This window comes from Pedobacter kyonggii, from assembly GCF_004310665.1.
GTDB classification, from domain to species: Bacteria; Bacteroidota; Bacteroidia; order Sphingobacteriales; family Sphingobacteriaceae; genus Pedobacter; species Pedobacter kyonggii.
This window is the reverse complement of record NZ_SIXF01000020.1, coordinates 81,581-98,316: the sequence shown is the minus strand read 5'-3', so window position 1 is coordinate 98,316 and position 16,736 is coordinate 81,581. Positions and strand designations below refer to the sequence as shown.

The window sequence follows — 16,736 nt, the reverse complement described above, 5'->3', positions numbered from 1 at the left end:
AAAAAACGTTCACGGATATGGACGGGCAATAGCCTATGGAATAGATGGTATGGAAATGCAGGGTGCACTTGCTATTTTCACTGTAAACCTGAAAAGAATCATCAAATTAGCTATCTAGAAGCCAAAATAGCGTCAAATAAAGACCCAAAACTTCATATTCCCATATCAGCACACAGAAGCAAACTTCCAGACTAGAAAATAAAAACCCTTAAATAAAAAATCGATCAAGTGAAAACATGTTTCACCTGATCGATTTTCAAAGTTAACCCACTAAAGGAGGTAACTTTTTCAGTGCCCTCCCAAAAAGGCACCCTCTTTTTTATCTGATCTGTATTTTATATCTGATCTGTATTTGGTTTATTTATAAAGGTAATTCACTGCAATCACGTCATTTGCATTAAAGGTGCGGTTACCACCATTTGAGCAAGCTAGCATGAACGATTCTGCATCGGCTTTTGATGGTGTGCCTGGTATTTGGATAGCACCAACTCCTGCTGATCCTTCGTTAGAACGTCTTCCTCCACAGCTATATGCTCTGTTCATATAGTCAGTATGGCGGAATCCTATACAATGTCCAACTTCATGTTGCAAAACAGAAGCCAGATACAATAAATCAGGATTTGTTCCATAAGCATTAACATTTGTATTCATTTTAACCTGATTAAATGGTTCGCCTGTTGAGGTAGGAAAACCAGCTGAACCTAAAGTGATATAGCCACCACTTGGTCCTTCGTTAAATCCAAATACATCAATGTTACCTGTAGCACCCGTACTTGTCCTTTGAAAAGTTATACGCAGGCCCAGTGAATTGTATCTTGAAATCATCAGGTCAACAGCATCACTATATACTTGTGGTAAGTTTGTAACAGAAATCGTAATCACGCGTGGCAATGATTTAACGAGATTTGTTGTTCGGTACTGCTCGGTTTCGGCAATGTTTAAATTCGGACTTAAAGATTTTTCACTTAAGTTGGCATCTGTTAAAAGGATGTCGCCTTCAACCAGGTAACCGTTATCTACTTTTCGCACGTCGTCGGTGCTAAATCCCAGGTTTTTGATTTGTTGTAATGTGCTTGCTGATATTTCGACTTTGTTATCAGTTTGTTCAGAAGTGTTGTTCTTTTTACAAGAGGATATGCAGAGAAATAAAGTGCATACCACGGCTAATGATAAAAAATTTGTGTTTTTCATGTTTAAGTTAGTTTAGGTTAATAGTACTGATCAGATAAATCTAATATATAAACAAAATATATGTAATCAAATAGTTACAATATTTTTTTGTTAAAATCTCTTCAAGCATTGTTCGAAATCTTAGATGACTGCGCTTAAACTAACTGATGCGATTTGTATGCTTATTGTTTTACCAAAATGGGTTTTCCTTTTTCAACAATATATGTTGCGAGTTCAATTGCCTTATTTTTTCCGATATTTTTTGCAGCATGAGCCACACCGGCAGGAATAAAGAGTGTATCACCTGCTTTAAGTTTTACTTGTCCCTTTCCCTCAACTTCATAAATAAATGTGCCTTTTAGTACATAAATAACTTCTTCGCCAGGATGGGTATGCATACCGAAAGCTGCCCCTTTGTCGAAATCTATTCTCACTTGTACGGCTTCCCAGCCAGGAATGCTGAGGTCGTGCCGCTGTAACGGTATGCGTGAGATACCTTGTTGTGCAAAGGCAGTGTCTGGTAAAAAAAATGCAGATAGGCTTAGTACTACTGCTATTGCAAGTATGCTGAAATTCGTTTTCATTTTGTTGTTCTCTTTAATTATGTTTTAATTTTTTATTATTCTGACAGGTGTTTTTCCTGATGAAAAGCTTGTTCATTACCTACCCTAAGCTCATGTACAGGTGATGCTGGCCTGCGGTCAATCTGAGTACATTATTAAAGTGCATTGGCTGATTAAAAAATAGCTTAGGTCTTTATTCAACTGGTCACTCCCTGATTGCCCTGTTTTTTTATAGAATTATAGTCTCAACTTTGATATTGCCCTTAATCGCTTTTGAATAAGGACACAAAGTATGTGCGTGTTCTGCAATGGCTAGCGCATCTTCACGATCGATACCTGGGAGACTGATGTTTAAGCGAACCTGTAATGAATATCCTTCGGTATCTGATAGTACCAGATCTACCTCTGCATCAATACGTGAGTCGGCCGGAAGTTTAATGTTTTTGATTGCTGCTGATTTACCCATGGCACCTAAAAAACAAGCTGACCAACCTGCTGCAAATAATTGCTCAGGGTTAGTGCCTTCGCCTCTTCCTCCTGGAGGGGTAAGGGTAATGTCTAGGCGACCATCTGAACTTTTAGAAGCGCCTTGGCGGCCACCAGTAGTTGTTGTTGTTCCTGTGTACACCACTTTGGATGTACTGTTGTTTGAATTTTCCATTTTTTGTTATTTTAAATTGTTTATTGTTCTGCGATGAAACTGTTTTTGTTTTATGCAGTAAAGGTATTGTGGTAATGGCTGGAGAACTATGACAGCGTAGTTGAAGTAGACAAAGTAGGGGATAGAATAGACAGAATTGGTTATGATCTTGTCTGGCTGGTTCGGAAGTTAATCTTGTAGAGCTCCGGAAACCTTTGGCTAGTTAATAAATTTGCCTTTTATTCTTTTTATAAATCAATCAAATGCCTGTACAATAGTGTATACAAAATACTGTGCTTATTAAACACTGTTTTTAAGGAGCCATCTCATTCTTTTGAATGTAGCGCAATGCCGATCGGAAATGAAAATTTATCAAAGTGTGAGTTCGATTTTGGATCTCGACCATCACTATCCGATTGAAACAGGAGATTAGATCAAGCTAGTCTAATATTCCCTATTGGAAAATAAAAAGCAGGGATTGAAAAATCCCTGCTTTTGACAGATTTTATATTACCTTTTTTAATGATTTTGAAGAAAATCTAAAATTTTGGGTCGAAGTTGAAATAAATCGGATTTGATAAAGCAACCTTATTTTCACTTAAAGCCATAGATTTAGGCACTTGTGGATAAGGTGTATTTATTCCTTCAACAGTTACCCGATAATAGGTTCTGCCTTTTGTTTCTGGTGCATCTTCAAATTGAACCATGGGCATTTCGCCTTTAGCATGGTAACTATTTAATTTCTTTCCGTTTTTAATGATGGTAATGGTGTAATCTACATCTGGCAAAGTATTACCACTTAACTGAACCAAAAATTTCACTGGTTTACCTTTAGAAATTGCATTATCGCCCATCATCATTTCAAATTTACCATCTTTATTTGCATCAGCATAAAATTCTATCCTTGGCGCAAAGGGGTTTGAACTCACTGAAACCTTTCCATGGGTTAGCGCATCAACAATTGCAGTTAAACTTTTTTCCTTTGCAAAAACCCATGTTGTTGGCGTACCAATATAATTATATTCAGCTTGGTAGGTGTTTGCACTTGGTTTTTCAGATCCTGTAGGTACTCCGTGATGCGCATCACTTCCTCCTCTTCCCGTCATCATCCTTCCTGATGAAAGCATATCATCCCAAATCATAATTGCATTTGCATTTTTTGGCCAAACTGACGAATTCCAAACTTCAATCGATTGAACCAAATCATAAGAAAAACCAAAATTGTCTTTTCCGCTTGGATGGTTGGCAGATAAGTGAATATTAAGAGATTTCTTCACTTTGCCAATATTAACATCACGTCCGTCGCGAATATCAAATAAGTGCTTATGATGATAGGGTTTATCAGAAAATACATTTCCATGCCCTCTGGTTGTCGTCCATTCTGCACCATATAACAATAGGAGCGAGTCTGATTTAAATTCTGGATCTGCCCAGGTATGGTGTTCCACATCACCATCTACATGATTATCGTGATCTGTAATACACACATAATCCATTTTAACAGATTTAGAAAAATTAATAATTTTTGCTATCGAATTATTCGATGATTCTGTGCTATGCCGTGAATGCACATGCAAGTCGCCTTTTAACCAAAATCCATGTGAGGGTAAAACAGGTTTAGCTGTATTTTGTTGAGCTTTTACAACACTTACATTCAAAAGTATAGCGATACATATAATCGGAATTCTTGTTTTACACTTTACTTTCATTTTTCATTTTTTTTAAAAAAAGTACCTGCATTGCTGTTTGAAATTATTTATGTCTTAACTAAAAATGATTCTGGCATTTCAGCCGCCTTTAACATAAAATTATGCAGCTCGTAGTTTTTAATGAAAGGCTTTAAGTTTTCTGAACCTGGGCCAAACATGGTTAGTTCCACGTAGTCACCGGTATGGTTCATACCAGCCCATTGCACATCGGTATATTTGCCCAATATTTTGCCATACTCGTAAAATGGTAGGTTCGATTCGTTATAGAGCTGACCTGGAACAATATCCTTGAAATGCACTAATAAAGATTTTACGTCTTCCGATTTCATTTCGAAACCTTGATTTTCTTTTATCAAATCAATTATTTTTTGTTCACTGAACGATTGATTTAACTGCGCTAAAAGCCAGGTATTGCTGTGTTTAAAATTTTGAAGGCTATCGAACTTTTTGTTGGCTTCATCAGCATAGAACAAACCGGGGTTAGAATTACCATGATCTGTGGTAATGATAACCAATGTTTCTCCGTCTTTTTCGGCAAATTCCAGTGCTTTTCCAACAGCTTCATCAAAAGCAAGCTGATCGAAAATTAAACCGCTTAGGTCATTCGAATGCGCAGCCCAATCCACTTTACCGCCTTCAACCTGTAATGCAAAACCATCTTTATGATCTTTCATCAGTTCGATTGCTTTCATGGTCATCTCTGCCAGCGTCGGCGTTGATTTTATGAGTTCCTGATCATGCAGTCTGTCGACCTCGTAAGGCATTCCATCCTCTGCAAATAAACCTAAAACTGGATTATACCTATTCAAAGCCAGCATTTCGTCTCTATTTTCAGCTACTTTATAACCTTGGGTTAAATATTTTGGAATCAGGTTTCCACCCTGCCGTTTCTCCCCGAAATATTTATGCCCGCCACCCATCATCACATCGAATTTCAGGCCTAAATACATTTCTGCAATAAGATCCTGTCCGCCACGGTTATCAATATTTACACAAAATCCTGCCGGCGTTGCATGTGTAATCGGCACCGTGGTTACGCAACCCACTTTTTTACCTTTTTCTTTAAATTTTTGAAGAATTGGCTGAGGTTTTTCACCATTCATTCCTACGTTTAATGAACCATTTCTAACACGGATACCGCCTCCCCACGATGAACTTGCCGCGGCAGAATCGGTAACCAATGAGCTTGCCGAAGCGGTGTCCATCAGTGCTCTTACCGCTTTGTTATCTCTGTAAAGCCCTAACCATTTACTGCTTCGGCCAAGTATGCGGTTTGAATATAAATCAGCCATATTCAGCGTTCCGATGCTCATACCATCACTTACCATCATAATGATGTTTTTAGCTTTCTTTGAACCGCCAATAGGTTTAGCGATAACATCACTTATACCTGTAAATGGAATAGCTAAACCTGCCAACAATCCACCTTTTAATAATGACCTTCTATTCATATTCTATTTGCTTTTAAATAAGGGATTAGCTCTGTAGTATTTGCCACCAGCAAAGCTGACAGCGTAATCGGAGTTAAAATGTGTACTTTTTAGATAATAATCTGTTGTGATAACCTGTGCGCCAGAATTACAAGCTGCATCGAAATCACCCTTGTCGTTTTTACGGGCCTGTTGAGTATCGTTATCGGCCCTGGTTCTAATGATGTAACCTTTTTTTACCATTTCGGGGATCTGTTTGTCTTTCGGATTATTTCTAATCATAAAAGCAGCTTCGGGTGTACCCGGGTCTGAATTCGTGAACATTACACGACCTTTTAGTGATGGATGATTTAGAATATAAACCGCTCTTTTTTTGCCGATAGCATCAAGCACAAAAATAAATTTGCCTTTCGTCTGGCTCAATTTTGGCCAATTCTGATGAAGTGCTGCATCTTGAAGCGAACTGTATTTACCTCTTACTTCATCAGGAAGAATGATATGTTCTTTACCTAAATTCTCTAAGATCACTTTATCCAATTCATCAAAAACCTTTGGCGTAAATAATTCTGGTGATGTGAATCCAGGTCTTTTTATCGAATCATCTTTAGCCTCAAGCGTAATAAAAACCGGTGTATGATCTGCATGTGTTTCTGACCAGGTACGCAACACTTTTAAAGCCCCTGCAAAAGTTGGTACAGAACTTCTAAAATCAAGTTCGGGGATGTGTAAAACCTTAAAACCAGGTTTTTTCATTTCTCCTGAAGCATCAAAAGCAGGCTGATCTTTCGCCCAATCTAAACCTTTTGGATGCGCATAACGACCACCAGCAGAATCAGCATAAACATCGATCTCCAGGTTTCTTAAGCCCAAATTCAACTGCGCTGGTAGAGGAATATGCTCATAATCAATCTTACTGGCAGATACTGAATCCGTTTTCTTGAATATGCTAAATAATGCCGGATCGATGGCTTGTTTGTAGCTGTTATGGGAACCTATAACCTGAATTTGATTTATAGGTAGATCTGGTTTTTTAGAATTTAAGTCTATTGCCGGCAGAGCTAGCAACAGACTTAAACAGGTAATGAGTTTCATATTTTTAGCTTATATTATTGAGGATAACCAGGGTTCTGCTTTAAATTTGTATTTAATTTTAACTCATTAGCAGGAATAGGATAAATTCTTCTGGTTACATCCTTATTCATTGTCAATACATCATTTGGTAGCGGATATTCAGTTTCAAATTGTCCAAAACGGATTAAATCGTTTCTTCTCCATGCTTCCCAGCTAAATTCACGTGCTCTTTCATCAAGTAAAGTGCTCAAATCTACCGAACTGGCTAAACTAGCACCAGCACGGGCTCTTATTTTATTTACAAGTACCAGTGGTGTTTGTAACTCGCCATTAACTGTAGTAGCAGTTGCTCCTCTTAATATCGCTTCTGCTTTCATGAGCATTACATCTGCCAAACGGAATAGGGGCATATCGTTGCCATTTAAACGTGTCGCCTGAATTGCGTTTATGTCTGGCCAGTATTTCACTGAACGAACACCTTTTGCCTGATCTGCAACAGTATTACCCAAATCCATCGGCTTACCTGGTTTCAGAATTAAATCTGGTGTAATTTCGATTTGTGTAGTTGTTCCTGCAACAAAAACAGGTTTAGTTAAATCAGGTTTGCGATTAGCATCTGGCGCATATTGTTTGCCAATTAACCAGAAACTGTTACGGATATCATTGTTTAAATTAAAACGGTTATAATATTCTGGCGTTGTGCTCATTGCAATACTAAAACCCACATTAATGCCATATGCTGCTGCTAGTGCAGGATAAAAACCAAATCTTGTCATCTGGTTGCCTGGAATCTGCTGATCGTAAGGAATAGCAAATATAGTTTCATTAATCTGAGGGCCATTGTTTACATCAAAAATATCTGAATATTTGTTATCCAAAGCGTAGTTGGTGTTTTTCAGGATATTATCAGCCATAATTACGGCATCTGCATATCTCGGTTTGCCAGTATATACCTCTGCATTAAGATACATTTTTTCTAATAAAGCATAAGCCATTGCCTGGGTTGGTCGGCCATAAACCAATACGCGGTTGTTATTATCTTTTATTGGTAATTGCGGAATAACGGCTAAAAGTTCTTTCTCAATAAATTCAAATACTTTATCTCTGGTTTGGTTTCCAGGAAGCGAACTTACCGGGAAAGTATCGATAATCGGCACATTACCATATAAATCCATCATAAAGTAATAATATAAGGCCCTCATTGCTTTTACTTCAGCTAAACTGCTGCTTTTCTGCGTAGCGGAAACTGATGATTCATTAGTCAGGTTGATTAAACGGTTGCAGTTATTGATACCGCCAAATCCCCACTGCCAGATATCTCTCACATTCGGATGATCAATTGTCCAGGTATGGTAATGAAGCTGGCGGTACTGACCGCCATCATCAAAGTTTCCATCGCGTGCCGGAATAATTGCTGCATCTGTAGAAAGCTCTTGCATTCTCCAATATGGAACGCCATATTGAGAAGAAAGGTTAGAATACATGGTGCCAAAAAGTGCCGCGTAATCTGAATTGGTAAAAGGAAAATTATCTTTAACGTATTGCGATTCTACATCGACATCTAACTTGCTGCATGATGCTAATACCATCAGGCAAGCAAGGATATTAAATAGGATTATAATCTTTTTCATCGTTATTTTTTTAAAATGATGCACTTGCACCGAAACTGAAGGTTCTTGTTTTTGGATAATAATTATTGTTATCAATTCCTGGCGTTAATCCACCGATGTTGATTTCTGGGTCTAAACCGCTATACTTTGTGATTACAAAAAGGTTATTTGCTGTAACATATAATCTAATGTTTTTGATAGCTGGTGTTTTAGGTTTTAGCGTATAGCCAAACGTAGCGTTATCCATGCGCATGTATGAGCCACTTTCAAGGAAACGGTCTGAAATCAGATAAGCATTAATATCATTGAAAGATTCGCCCAAGGTAAATGTTGGAATGTTTTGAAGTTTTGCATCGGCAGGATTATTTAAAGATGCCTTTGTAGCATTCAAAATCTTGTTACCCAAAACTCCTCTAACTAAAAAATTAAAATCCCAGTTTTTATAGCTGAAACTATTTCCCCATCCGTAAATTAATTTAGGCTGGGCGTTACCAGCAATTTTCGCATCAGTGGTTAAAGGCTGTGTAGCAATAGTTTGACCAGCAGCATTGATGTATGTACTTACACCTGCAGCATTTTTACCAGCATAATTCCAAAGATTAAAAGTACCCAATGCATAACCTGGCTGAACTAGCTGACTGAAATTGCCTGACTGACCTTTGCCACCAAGCTGAGCCGTTTGAATGGCTGCAATTTTATAGAAATCATCAGATAATGTTTCTACTACGTTTTTATTGTGCGCAATATTTGGGGACGTTGTCCATCTGAAACTATCTGTTTGGAAAACTGTAGCGTTTAATGAAAACTCCACACCTGTATTTTTTATTTTACCAACGTTGGCTGTAATGGTTGGTAAGAAAAACTGTGTTGTAGAAACTTCGTAACGGTCGTAAATCAAATCTGAAGTTTGTTTGACGTAAAAATCTAACGAACCCGTAATCCTGTTTTTAAATAAACCAAAATCTAAACCGATGTTGGTTGTTGCTGTACTTTCCCACTTTAAATCTGGGTTTTCGTTTCTAACTGGGCCAATCGCATTACTGATAGAGCCGTTGTTTAAAAATTTATTACTTCCAGAAAGTGTTCCATAAATCAATAACGAAGAGAAGGCATCAAAACCTAAACTGTTACCAGATACGCCGTAACCAGCACGAAGTTTTAAATCACTAATAACCGGAACCGACTGCATAAAGTCTTCACCAATAATTCTCCATCCAGCAGAAATAGCCGGGAATAAACCCCATCGATTATTTTTTCCGAAAGCTGAAGAACCATCGTTTCTTAACGATGCCTGGAATAAATATTTCTCATTGTAATTGTACTGAACCCTGCCGTAATATGAAATTAGCCTTAAAGTAGATATTGGCGCATTATTAAAGGCTATTTGAGAGAGTAAACTTGGATTAGACAAAAACAGGTTGTTATAACCTAAATTATCATTTGAAAAATTTTGTGTAGTTACGCCAAAACCATCATTCGTTCTATCTTCTTGCCATGAATAACCACCTAGCAATTTTAAACTATGTTTTCCAAAAGTTTTATCATAGTTAAAGTAGCCCTCTAAAACCTGGCTTTTGTTTAGAACATCAATTTTTTGCGCTTGTCCGTTTACGCCTCTTGCTAATCCCGATTGACTGTTTAAATAAGTGCTGTAGTTATTCTGGTCTCTCTGAGAAGAAACGCTGGCTGTAAACCTCAACCCATCAATGATATTTACCTGAGCCATACCATTAATCAACGTTTTATTATTCAGATTATCGATAACATTATTATCAACAATTGATAATGGATTTCTTGTTCCACTCCCGGTGCGGTTGTAGTTTTCTTTATATGTGCCATCTGTATTAAAAGGATTTACTGTTGGCAAATAGAAAAGCATATTGGGAAGCGCTTGTGATTGATATACATCAGAACTTTTTGAATTGCTATTGGTTATGGTTAAACCCAGTTTAAGCCTATCATTAAAAAACTTTTCGTTAAGGAAAGCACGTACAATTGTTCTTTTTAGCGATGTATTTTTAAGAATACCTTTATTATCGAGGTAATTCACACTTGCACCATAATCTGACGTTTGACCAGCGCCACCGTAAGAAAGATTGTGATTTTGAGAATAACCTGTTCTTTCCAAAAGTGATTGCCAGTTTGTATCCGAACCATCATCATCTACCGGGTTTAAAGTTTGCTTATTATCTGCAAGGTATTGTCTCAACTCAGGAGCTGAAAGCATATCATATTTTTTAGAAACTTTCTCTACGGCAGCATAACCGCTATAATTTAGGCGAGATTGGCCGCTTTTAGAACGTTTTGTGGTGACAATGATTACGCCGTTTGCGGCCCTTGAACCATAAATGGCAGTTGAAGATGCATCTTTTAAAATGTCGATATTCTCTATATCAGCCGGAGCTAATAAATCAATTGAAGCTCCAGGAACACCGTCGATAACGTAAAACGGCTCTTGCGCAGCACCTTCACGTAAAGTAGATGGACCACGTAAAATAGTAGATGGTTTAGCATTCGGATCGCCACTTTTAGTAACATTGAGACCAGCAACTTTACCTTGTAAAAGTTGTGCTGGGTTAACCAAAACGCCCTGATTAAATTCTTCTGACTTTACAGAAGTGACTGCACCTGTTAAATCTTTTTTATTAGCTGTACCATAACCAATAACCACAACATCTTTCAGGTTTTGATTATCCGAAACAAGGGTTATATTTATTTTAGCCTGGTTATTAACCGGAATTTCTTTGGTTAAACTTCCAAGTAGTGAAAATGTTAGTATATCAGATGGTTTTGCCTGAATGGTATAAATGCCATTTGTATCGGTTGATGTTCCTAAATTGCTGCCTTTTATTTTAACTGTTACGCCTGGTAATGGTTGATTAGTCTCATCAATAACTTTACCCGTTATTGTTTTACTGCCCTGAGCATGGATGTTTAATGAAAAGAAAAGCAGCATTGCAACAAGATATTGCCATCTGCCAATCAAAGACAAGGAGGTCTTTTTGTAGTTTTGTTTCATGAATGATTGGTTATGATTTTTGGATTATTCACAGAAACAAACGATTGTTCTATGCCCTGTGAATTTCCCACAAAGATGCCTTAACCCGATTAGGGATTTTGTCAGTTAGAATTAAGAAATTATTAAGAATTATAAGGTTAATTGAAAATAATGTTAAGGATTTTCAGGTTATTGATTCAGGATTAAGGGTTAAATTTAACACGATGACGTAAAAACAGGATTTTTTCTTTTTTTTTAGCGCTGCCTGTGTAACTTTTTTGCCCATTAACGAGAAGTCGGTAGAATATGTGGTAATGTTTCCGTCTATAAGTTCTTTTAGAACATCGTTATTAGGTGAGAGGTGCCCATATCTTTGATCTGTGAAGATAGATTATGCAATTATTAAGGCAAAAAGTTGCTTGTTTTCGTTAAAACCACCAAATGTTGTATTCGATTTTTTTCAAATCCAAAAATAAATTTTGCAATTCTAAAAGGTCTTAACTGTTTAATTAAGACTATTATTTAACCGTTAAGATATTTTTCACTACAAGTTCAATTCATATTTTTTAATGGCGTAGGGGTAAATCCAAATGTTGTTGTCATACTTTCAAAAACACAATAAATATTCAATTATTTAAAAAACAAAAAGTATGAAAATGAACAAGTTTTATTTATTAGTTGCTGTTATGGTAATTACCGCTGGAGTGGTAAAAGCACAAGATTCTGATCTGGTATTTGGTGTAAAAGCTGGTGTAAACTATGGAACATTGCCAACAAGTTTAAAGGCCATTACAGATAAAAAGGGAAAGGTAGGTTATAATTTTGGGGTATTTGCACGGGTTGGTACATCATTATATTTTCAACCAGAGTTGAACTATGTTAGCTTTAAGAGTTCATATGTTTATGCTGCTAACACTTATACACCAAAATTTAATCAACTTAATTTGCCCCTTATGGTGGGTTATAAGCTGATTGATACCGAAGCCTTAAATTTCAGGGTTTCTGCTGGGCTCGATGTTAATTATACCCTTAACGAAGCAAAAGGGCCAGTTGGCTTTGATTATAAAAAGCTTAATTTCGGTGGAGTGATCAATGCTGGGGTAGATATTGGCAATATCAGTATTGATGCCAGATACAGCAGGGGCCTTACAAAAATTAATAAAGGACTAGGTGAAAAAAGCGGTTTATTTAATCTATCTGTTGGATTTAAACTGTTTTAGGTACGTCTAAACTTCTTTATTCTTCTTACAGGTAAGCTTGAATACCGCAAAAACATAAATCCATTTTCCTTTAAAGAAAAATGGATTTTTTTTGTTAACTTCTTAAATAACATTCCGTTAATTGAAGAAATTAAATTAGTTTCATTACTTTTGTTGCTAAACGAACTATCAAGTCTTGTGTCATGTAATATCATTTGCATATAAATGTTGAATGACCTTTCCCACCCGGGGAGGGAGTAATTACTATTTATCTTTTATTTTACTTATTATAATATGGCTATTTCACAAAAATATGGTCGTACTTATCACTACCCGTTTTCGCCTGGAACAACTAGCGATGACAGAATACAGCACGACTATTGGGGATATTTACAAAAAATTCCGACACTTATACACACCGAAAAACTCGATGGCGAGAATAATTGCCTATCTAAATACGGTGTGTTTGCCCGCTCGCATGCGGCACCAACAACATCCCCATGGACAGAAAGTCTTAGGCGTTTTTGGCAACTTGCGAAACATGATTTAGGAGACTTGGAGATCTTCGTGGAAAATTTATACGCTATCCATTCTATTGAATACCGTAAGCTCGAACATCATTTTTATGTATTCGGTATCCGCGAATGCGGCCATTGGTTAAGCTGGGAAGAAACAGCGTTTTATGCAAATATGTTAGATCTGCCAACTGTTCCTGTAATTAAAATAGAACAAAAACCAGAAAATCAACTGCAATTCGAAAAAGAAATACTTGAGTTGGTGAAGGATCCAGGGAAATTTGATACTTATGATGTTTACGATAAAATCCAGGTCACTATGGAGGGAATCGTTAGCAGGAATGCCGATGGGTATACCGTTGATAATTTCGCTCAAAATGTGTTCAAATACGTACGTAAGGGGCATGTTAAAACTGATGAGCATTGGACAAGAAGCTGGAAACGTGCATCACTAATAAATGAAGGAGGGAAACATGTGGACCTTTAGTGAAAATAAGCAATGGGCAGATCTTGAAATTCGCTTTGACTGGGTAAAACGTATGGGAGATGTTGAACAAGACACACGCTATCATGCAGAAGGCAATGTGGCCATACATACGCAAATGGTTTTAACAGCCTTACAAAATGAACCTGCTTTTAAAGATTTATCTGAACAAGACCAGGAAATTTTATGGGCAGCTGCTTTATTGCATGATGTTGAAAAACACAGTACAACTGTTTTTGAAACAGATGGAAGCATTACCTCAAAAGGACATGCGCGTAAAGGAGCTCAATTTGCAAGACAATTACTATATCAGGATGAACCAGCGCCTTTTGCCATTCGTGAACAAATTGTAGGGTTGGTCAGGCATCATGGTTTGCCCATTTGGTTATTCGAAAAAGCTGATCCTGTTAAAGTTTTAGTTAAAGCAAGCATGGAAGTTAATTTGCAGTGGCTATGTTTATTGGCAAAAGCAGATATGTTTGGACGTATTTGTGATGATCAGGAAGAGATGTTATATCGTATAGCATGTTTTGAAGAATTTTGTAAGGAAAATGAATGTTGGGGAAATCCTTATCAATTTAAATCAGATGCTGCAAAAATGTATTTTATGCAGCATGAAGATGCTTATTTAGATTACATCCCATTTGATGAACCAGTAACAGAAGTTATTTTGATGAGTGGTTTGCCAGGTGCTGGAAAAGACACCTATATTAAAGCACATTATTCAGATTGGCCGATAATATCTTTAGATAGCATCCGTAAGGAAAAGGGAATATCTCCAACGGATAAGGCCGGCAATGGAAGGGTAATACAAGAAGCAAAAGAGCAAGCTAGAGTCTATTTGCGAAAACAGCAACCATTTGTTTGGAATGCGACTAATACGACGAGCCAGATGCGCATGCAATTAATTGATCTGTTTAGTATTTATAAGGCAAAAGTAAGTGTTGTTTATATTGAAGTGCCTTACCAACATTTGCATCTTCAGAATAAGAATAGATCTGCTATTGTACCTGCAGGAATACTTAATAAATTAGCGCGTAAACTCGAAGCACCTGCACAATGGGAAGCCCATCAAGTAGTTTATCAGATTCGATAACAGGTATTTTTAAGTTCTTAATTAAGCGAGCTAGACTAGAAATCATTGGAAACATCCTGTTATTAACACAGCCCTGCAGCGCATACTGAAGGGCTTTTTTGTACCGCTAACAGTATTTTGGATTTTTATTCCATTAATTTATAAATGAAATCACCTTTTAATATCAACTAAATTCTTTAAAAACTAAAAATGTGTAACTTGAATCCGTAATATTTATATCATATGAAATATAACCGACGCGATTTTATTGGCGGTAGCCTAGCACTCACATCTACTTTCTTTTTAACACCAATGGAAACATACAGTACAACTTCTTCCAGATCTGAAAAATGGACAAATGGTTTCGCACTAAAAATTATGGCGCCTTATTGGGGCTTTAATGGCTCAGTAACCGATTTTTGCAAAAAAGCAAAAGATTCAGGTTATGATGGAATAGAAATCCTATGGTCGCCAGAAATTGCTGAAGAGTTATTTAAAGCGTTAAAAAAATATCAATTAGACGTTGGTTTTCTTTGCCGCGGAGATGAAGCCCTTCCGGTACCACACTTTGCAACTTTTAAAAAGGTACTTAAAGAAGCTATTGAACATCGATATCAAAAACCTTTGTATATAAATGTTCACTCCGGGAAGGATTTTTTTCAATACCAAGACAACAAAAAATTCATTGATTTTACTGTTCAGTATGCTAAAGAAACAGGCGTTCCAATTTATCATGAAACCCATCGGTCGCGTATGCTTTATTCAGCTCCTGCATCATTACAATATTTAGCGGAAAACCCCGATTTAAGGCTAACCCTCGATATTTCACATTGGTGCAATGTGAGCGAAAGTTTACTCGAAGATCAATCAGAAACTGTGGCACTTGCCATTTCACGTACCGATCATGTTCACTCCAGGGTTGGCCATGCAGAAGGGCCACAAGTAAGCGATCCGAGAGCTCCGGAATGGAAGCAAGCAGTTGAAGCTCATTTTGCCTGGTGGGATAAAGTAGTTGCCATAAAAAAGCAACAAGGTGAAATCCTGACCATGTTAACCGAATTTGGGCCGCCCAGTTATATGCCAACCATTCCGTTTACCAACCTTCCAGTTGCCGATCAATGGGAAATAAATGTATACATGATGCAGGTTTGGAGAAAAAGATATTTGTAATTCATTGAAAATTAAAAAAAGCTGGTTCTCATAATTTCAAGTAAATTCATCGATAGGATATGTAACAATTATTTTACTTAATGTTTAATTTAGTTAAACAATTGTTTAGTAATTATGTGCTTTTATTTTAGTTTGAACTTTATACCAAGCGATTTATTTATGAGAAAAGTTTTTTTTAACATGATGGTGTTATCCCTGCTGTCTTTTTCAGTCATGGCTCAGCGTAAAGCTGTACACGTTTTAATTATTGGCCTTGATGGTTTAAGTGCCGAAGGATTTAAAACAGCAAAACACCCAAACTTGGATAAGCTATTTGCTGACGGTGTACTTTCTTTAACCACCAGGCCTGTAATGCCTTCTGTTACACTACCAAACTGGACCAGCCATATGACGGGTTCCGGACCAGAAGAACATGGCATTACGGCTAACGACTGGACATTACAAAAGCACGCCCTACAGTCTGTAGAAATAGATCAGGATGGCTACTATCCATCGATATTTAAAGTGTTGAAAGAAGCTGTACCAAATGTTAAAACCAGTTATTACTATAACTGGAAAGAACTGATTAATCCGATTAATCAAAAATACCTGGATGAGGTATCTTTTGAAGAAAAAGATCAATATAAAGATAACTACCAGAAAGCTTACGATTTCATGGTAAAAAACAAACTGAATCCTACACTTACCTTTTTATATAGCGTACATACTGATCATGCTGGCCATGGTTTTGGCTGGATGACACCCGAATATATTACAGCTATAGAGCAGGCAGATGTTGCAATAGGTGCTTTACTTGAGAAATTAAAGACTGCTGGTATTTACAAAGACACCCACTTTTTACTGATTACCGATCACGGAGGTATAAATAAAGGTCATGGCGGTGTCTCAATGGCAGAAATGCAGGTGCCTTGGGGCATTACTGGCCCGCAGATTAAAAAAAGTGGCCTAATTACTTCTTTTAACAGCAATAAAAATACTGGGGTAGTATTGGCTAAAATTTTTGGGGTGACGAAACTGCCTGGATCTTGGACAGGAACAGTACCAAAAAATGTATTTAAGAAGGTTTCTTTAACCAACTAAGATATTAAAGTGTTTATGTGTA

13 protein-coding genes are annotated in these 16,736 nt (G+C 37.0%); 5 read left to right on the top strand and 8 right to left on the bottom strand.

The genetic code is table 11. From position 1 onward, the window contains the following. Positions 1-357 precede the first annotated feature (357 nt). The 8 genes from EYS08_RS18050 to EYS08_RS18015 form a co-directional block, all read right to left on the bottom strand. Positions 358-1,191 carry a M57 family metalloprotease gene (locus tag EYS08_RS18050; protein ID WP_131031414.1) on the bottom strand — a complete coding sequence of 278 codons (834 nt, stop codon included), beginning with the start codon at positions 1,189-1,191 and terminating at the stop codon, positions 358-360. 161 nt (positions 1,192-1,352) lie between these two features. Beyond that, positions 1,353-1,754, bottom strand: a complete 402-nt coding sequence (locus EYS08_RS18045) for a cupin domain-containing protein (RefSeq protein WP_131031413.1) — start codon at positions 1,752-1,754, stop codon at positions 1,353-1,355. Between the two features lie 208 nt (positions 1,755-1,962). Further along, entirely contained in the window at positions 1,963-2,394 is a 432-nt protein-coding gene (locus tag EYS08_RS18040) for an organic hydroperoxide resistance protein (protein WP_131031412.1), read from the bottom strand. Between the two features lie 518 nt (positions 2,395-2,912). Continuing rightward, positions 2,913-4,082: a CehA/McbA family metallohydrolase gene (locus EYS08_RS18035; RefSeq protein ID WP_131031411.1), complete on the bottom strand. Its 1,170-nt coding sequence runs from the start codon at positions 4,080-4,082 to the stop codon at positions 2,913-2,915. A 47-nt stretch (positions 4,083-4,129) separates the two neighbouring features. Beyond that, positions 4,130-5,533 carry an alkaline phosphatase gene (locus EYS08_RS18030; RefSeq protein WP_131031410.1) on the bottom strand — a complete coding sequence of 468 codons (1,404 nt, stop codon included), beginning with the start codon at positions 5,531-5,533 and terminating at the stop codon, positions 4,130-4,132. A gap of 3 nt (positions 5,534-5,536) precedes the next feature. Next, entirely contained in the window at positions 5,537-6,604 is a 1,068-nt protein-coding gene (locus tag EYS08_RS18025) for a phosphatidylinositol-specific phospholipase C1-like protein (RefSeq protein ID WP_131031409.1), read from the bottom strand. A 14-nt stretch (positions 6,605-6,618) separates the two neighbouring features. Further along, positions 6,619-8,214 carry a RagB/SusD family nutrient uptake outer membrane protein gene (locus EYS08_RS18020; RefSeq protein WP_131031408.1) on the bottom strand — a complete coding sequence of 532 codons (1,596 nt, stop codon included), beginning with the start codon at positions 8,212-8,214 and terminating at the stop codon, positions 6,619-6,621. A gap of 10 nt (positions 8,215-8,224) precedes the next feature. Beyond that, positions 8,225-11,212, bottom strand: a complete 2,988-nt coding sequence (locus EYS08_RS18015) for a SusC/RagA family TonB-linked outer membrane protein (protein WP_131031407.1) — start codon at positions 11,210-11,212, stop codon at positions 8,225-8,227. Between the two features lie 635 nt (positions 11,213-11,847). Between EYS08_RS18015 and EYS08_RS18010 the strand changes: the two genes are divergently transcribed. The 5 genes from EYS08_RS18010 (at position 11,848) to EYS08_RS17990 (ending at position 16,714) form a co-directional block, all read left to right on the top strand. Beyond that, a complete protein-coding gene (locus EYS08_RS18010) occupies positions 11,848-12,411 on the top strand; it encodes a porin family protein (protein WP_165456499.1) in 564 nt (187 codons plus the stop codon). Between the two features lie 273 nt (positions 12,412-12,684). After that, a complete protein-coding gene (locus EYS08_RS18005; protein WP_131031405.1) occupies positions 12,685-13,392 on the top strand; it encodes an RNA ligase family protein in 708 nt (235 codons plus the stop codon). Beyond that, complete coding sequence (locus tag EYS08_RS18000; RefSeq protein WP_244215991.1) at positions 13,364-14,485, top strand: AAA family ATPase; 1,122 nt, start codon at positions 13,364-13,366, stop codon at positions 14,483-14,485. The genes EYS08_RS18005 and EYS08_RS18000 overlap by 29 nt, the downstream gene beginning before the upstream one ends. 222 nt (positions 14,486-14,707) lie before the next feature. Next, entirely contained in the window at positions 14,708-15,634 is a 927-nt protein-coding gene (locus EYS08_RS17995; RefSeq protein WP_131031404.1) for a sugar phosphate isomerase/epimerase family protein, read from the top strand. Positions 15,635-15,793: 159 nt separating this feature from the next. Beyond that, a complete protein-coding gene (locus EYS08_RS17990; RefSeq protein ID WP_208745895.1) occupies positions 15,794-16,714 on the top strand; it encodes an alkaline phosphatase family protein in 921 nt (306 codons plus the stop codon). Positions 16,715-16,736 lie beyond the last annotated feature (22 nt).

Excerpts from the sequence above, each read along its gene's own strand:
- EYS08_RS18005 (WP_131031405.1), top strand. The coding sequence starts at position 12,685 with ATGGCTATTTCACAAAAATATGGTCGTACTTATCACTACCCGTTTTCG.
- EYS08_RS18020 (WP_131031408.1), bottom strand. The coding sequence starts at position 8,214 with ATGAAAAAGATTATAATCCTATTTAATATCCTTGCTTGCCTGATGGTA.
- EYS08_RS18035 (WP_131031411.1), bottom strand. The coding sequence starts at position 4,082 with ATGAAAGTAAAGTGTAAAACAAGAATTCCGATTATATGTATCGCTATA.
- EYS08_RS18040 (WP_131031412.1), bottom strand. The coding sequence starts at position 2,394 with ATGGAAAATTCAAACAACAGTACATCCAAAGTGGTGTACACAGGAACA.
- EYS08_RS18030 (WP_131031410.1), bottom strand. The coding sequence starts at position 5,533 with ATGAATAGAAGGTCATTATTAAAAGGTGGATTGTTGGCAGGTTTAGCT.
- EYS08_RS18050 (WP_131031414.1), bottom strand. The coding sequence starts at position 1,191 with ATGAAAAACACAAATTTTTTATCATTAGCCGTGGTATGCACTTTATTT.
- EYS08_RS18015 (WP_131031407.1), bottom strand. The coding sequence starts at position 11,212 with ATGAAACAAAACTACAAAAAGACCTCCTTGTCTTTGATTGGCAGATGG.
- EYS08_RS18010 (WP_165456499.1), top strand. The coding sequence starts at position 11,848 with ATGAACAAGTTTTATTTATTAGTTGCTGTTATGGTAATTACCGCTGGA.
- EYS08_RS18045 (WP_131031413.1), bottom strand. The coding sequence starts at position 1,754 with ATGAAAACGAATTTCAGCATACTTGCAATAGCAGTAGTACTAAGCCTA.
- EYS08_RS18000 (WP_244215991.1), top strand. The coding sequence starts at position 13,364 with ATGAAGGAGGGAAACATGTGGACCTTTAGTGAAAATAAGCAATGGGCA.
- EYS08_RS17990 (WP_208745895.1), top strand. The coding sequence starts at position 15,794 with ATGAGAAAAGTTTTTTTTAACATGATGGTGTTATCCCTGCTGTCTTTT.
- EYS08_RS17995 (WP_131031404.1), top strand. The coding sequence starts at position 14,708 with ATGAAATATAACCGACGCGATTTTATTGGCGGTAGCCTAGCACTCACA.
- EYS08_RS18025 (WP_131031409.1), bottom strand. The coding sequence starts at position 6,604 with ATGAAACTCATTACCTGTTTAAGTCTGTTGCTAGCTCTGCCGGCAATA.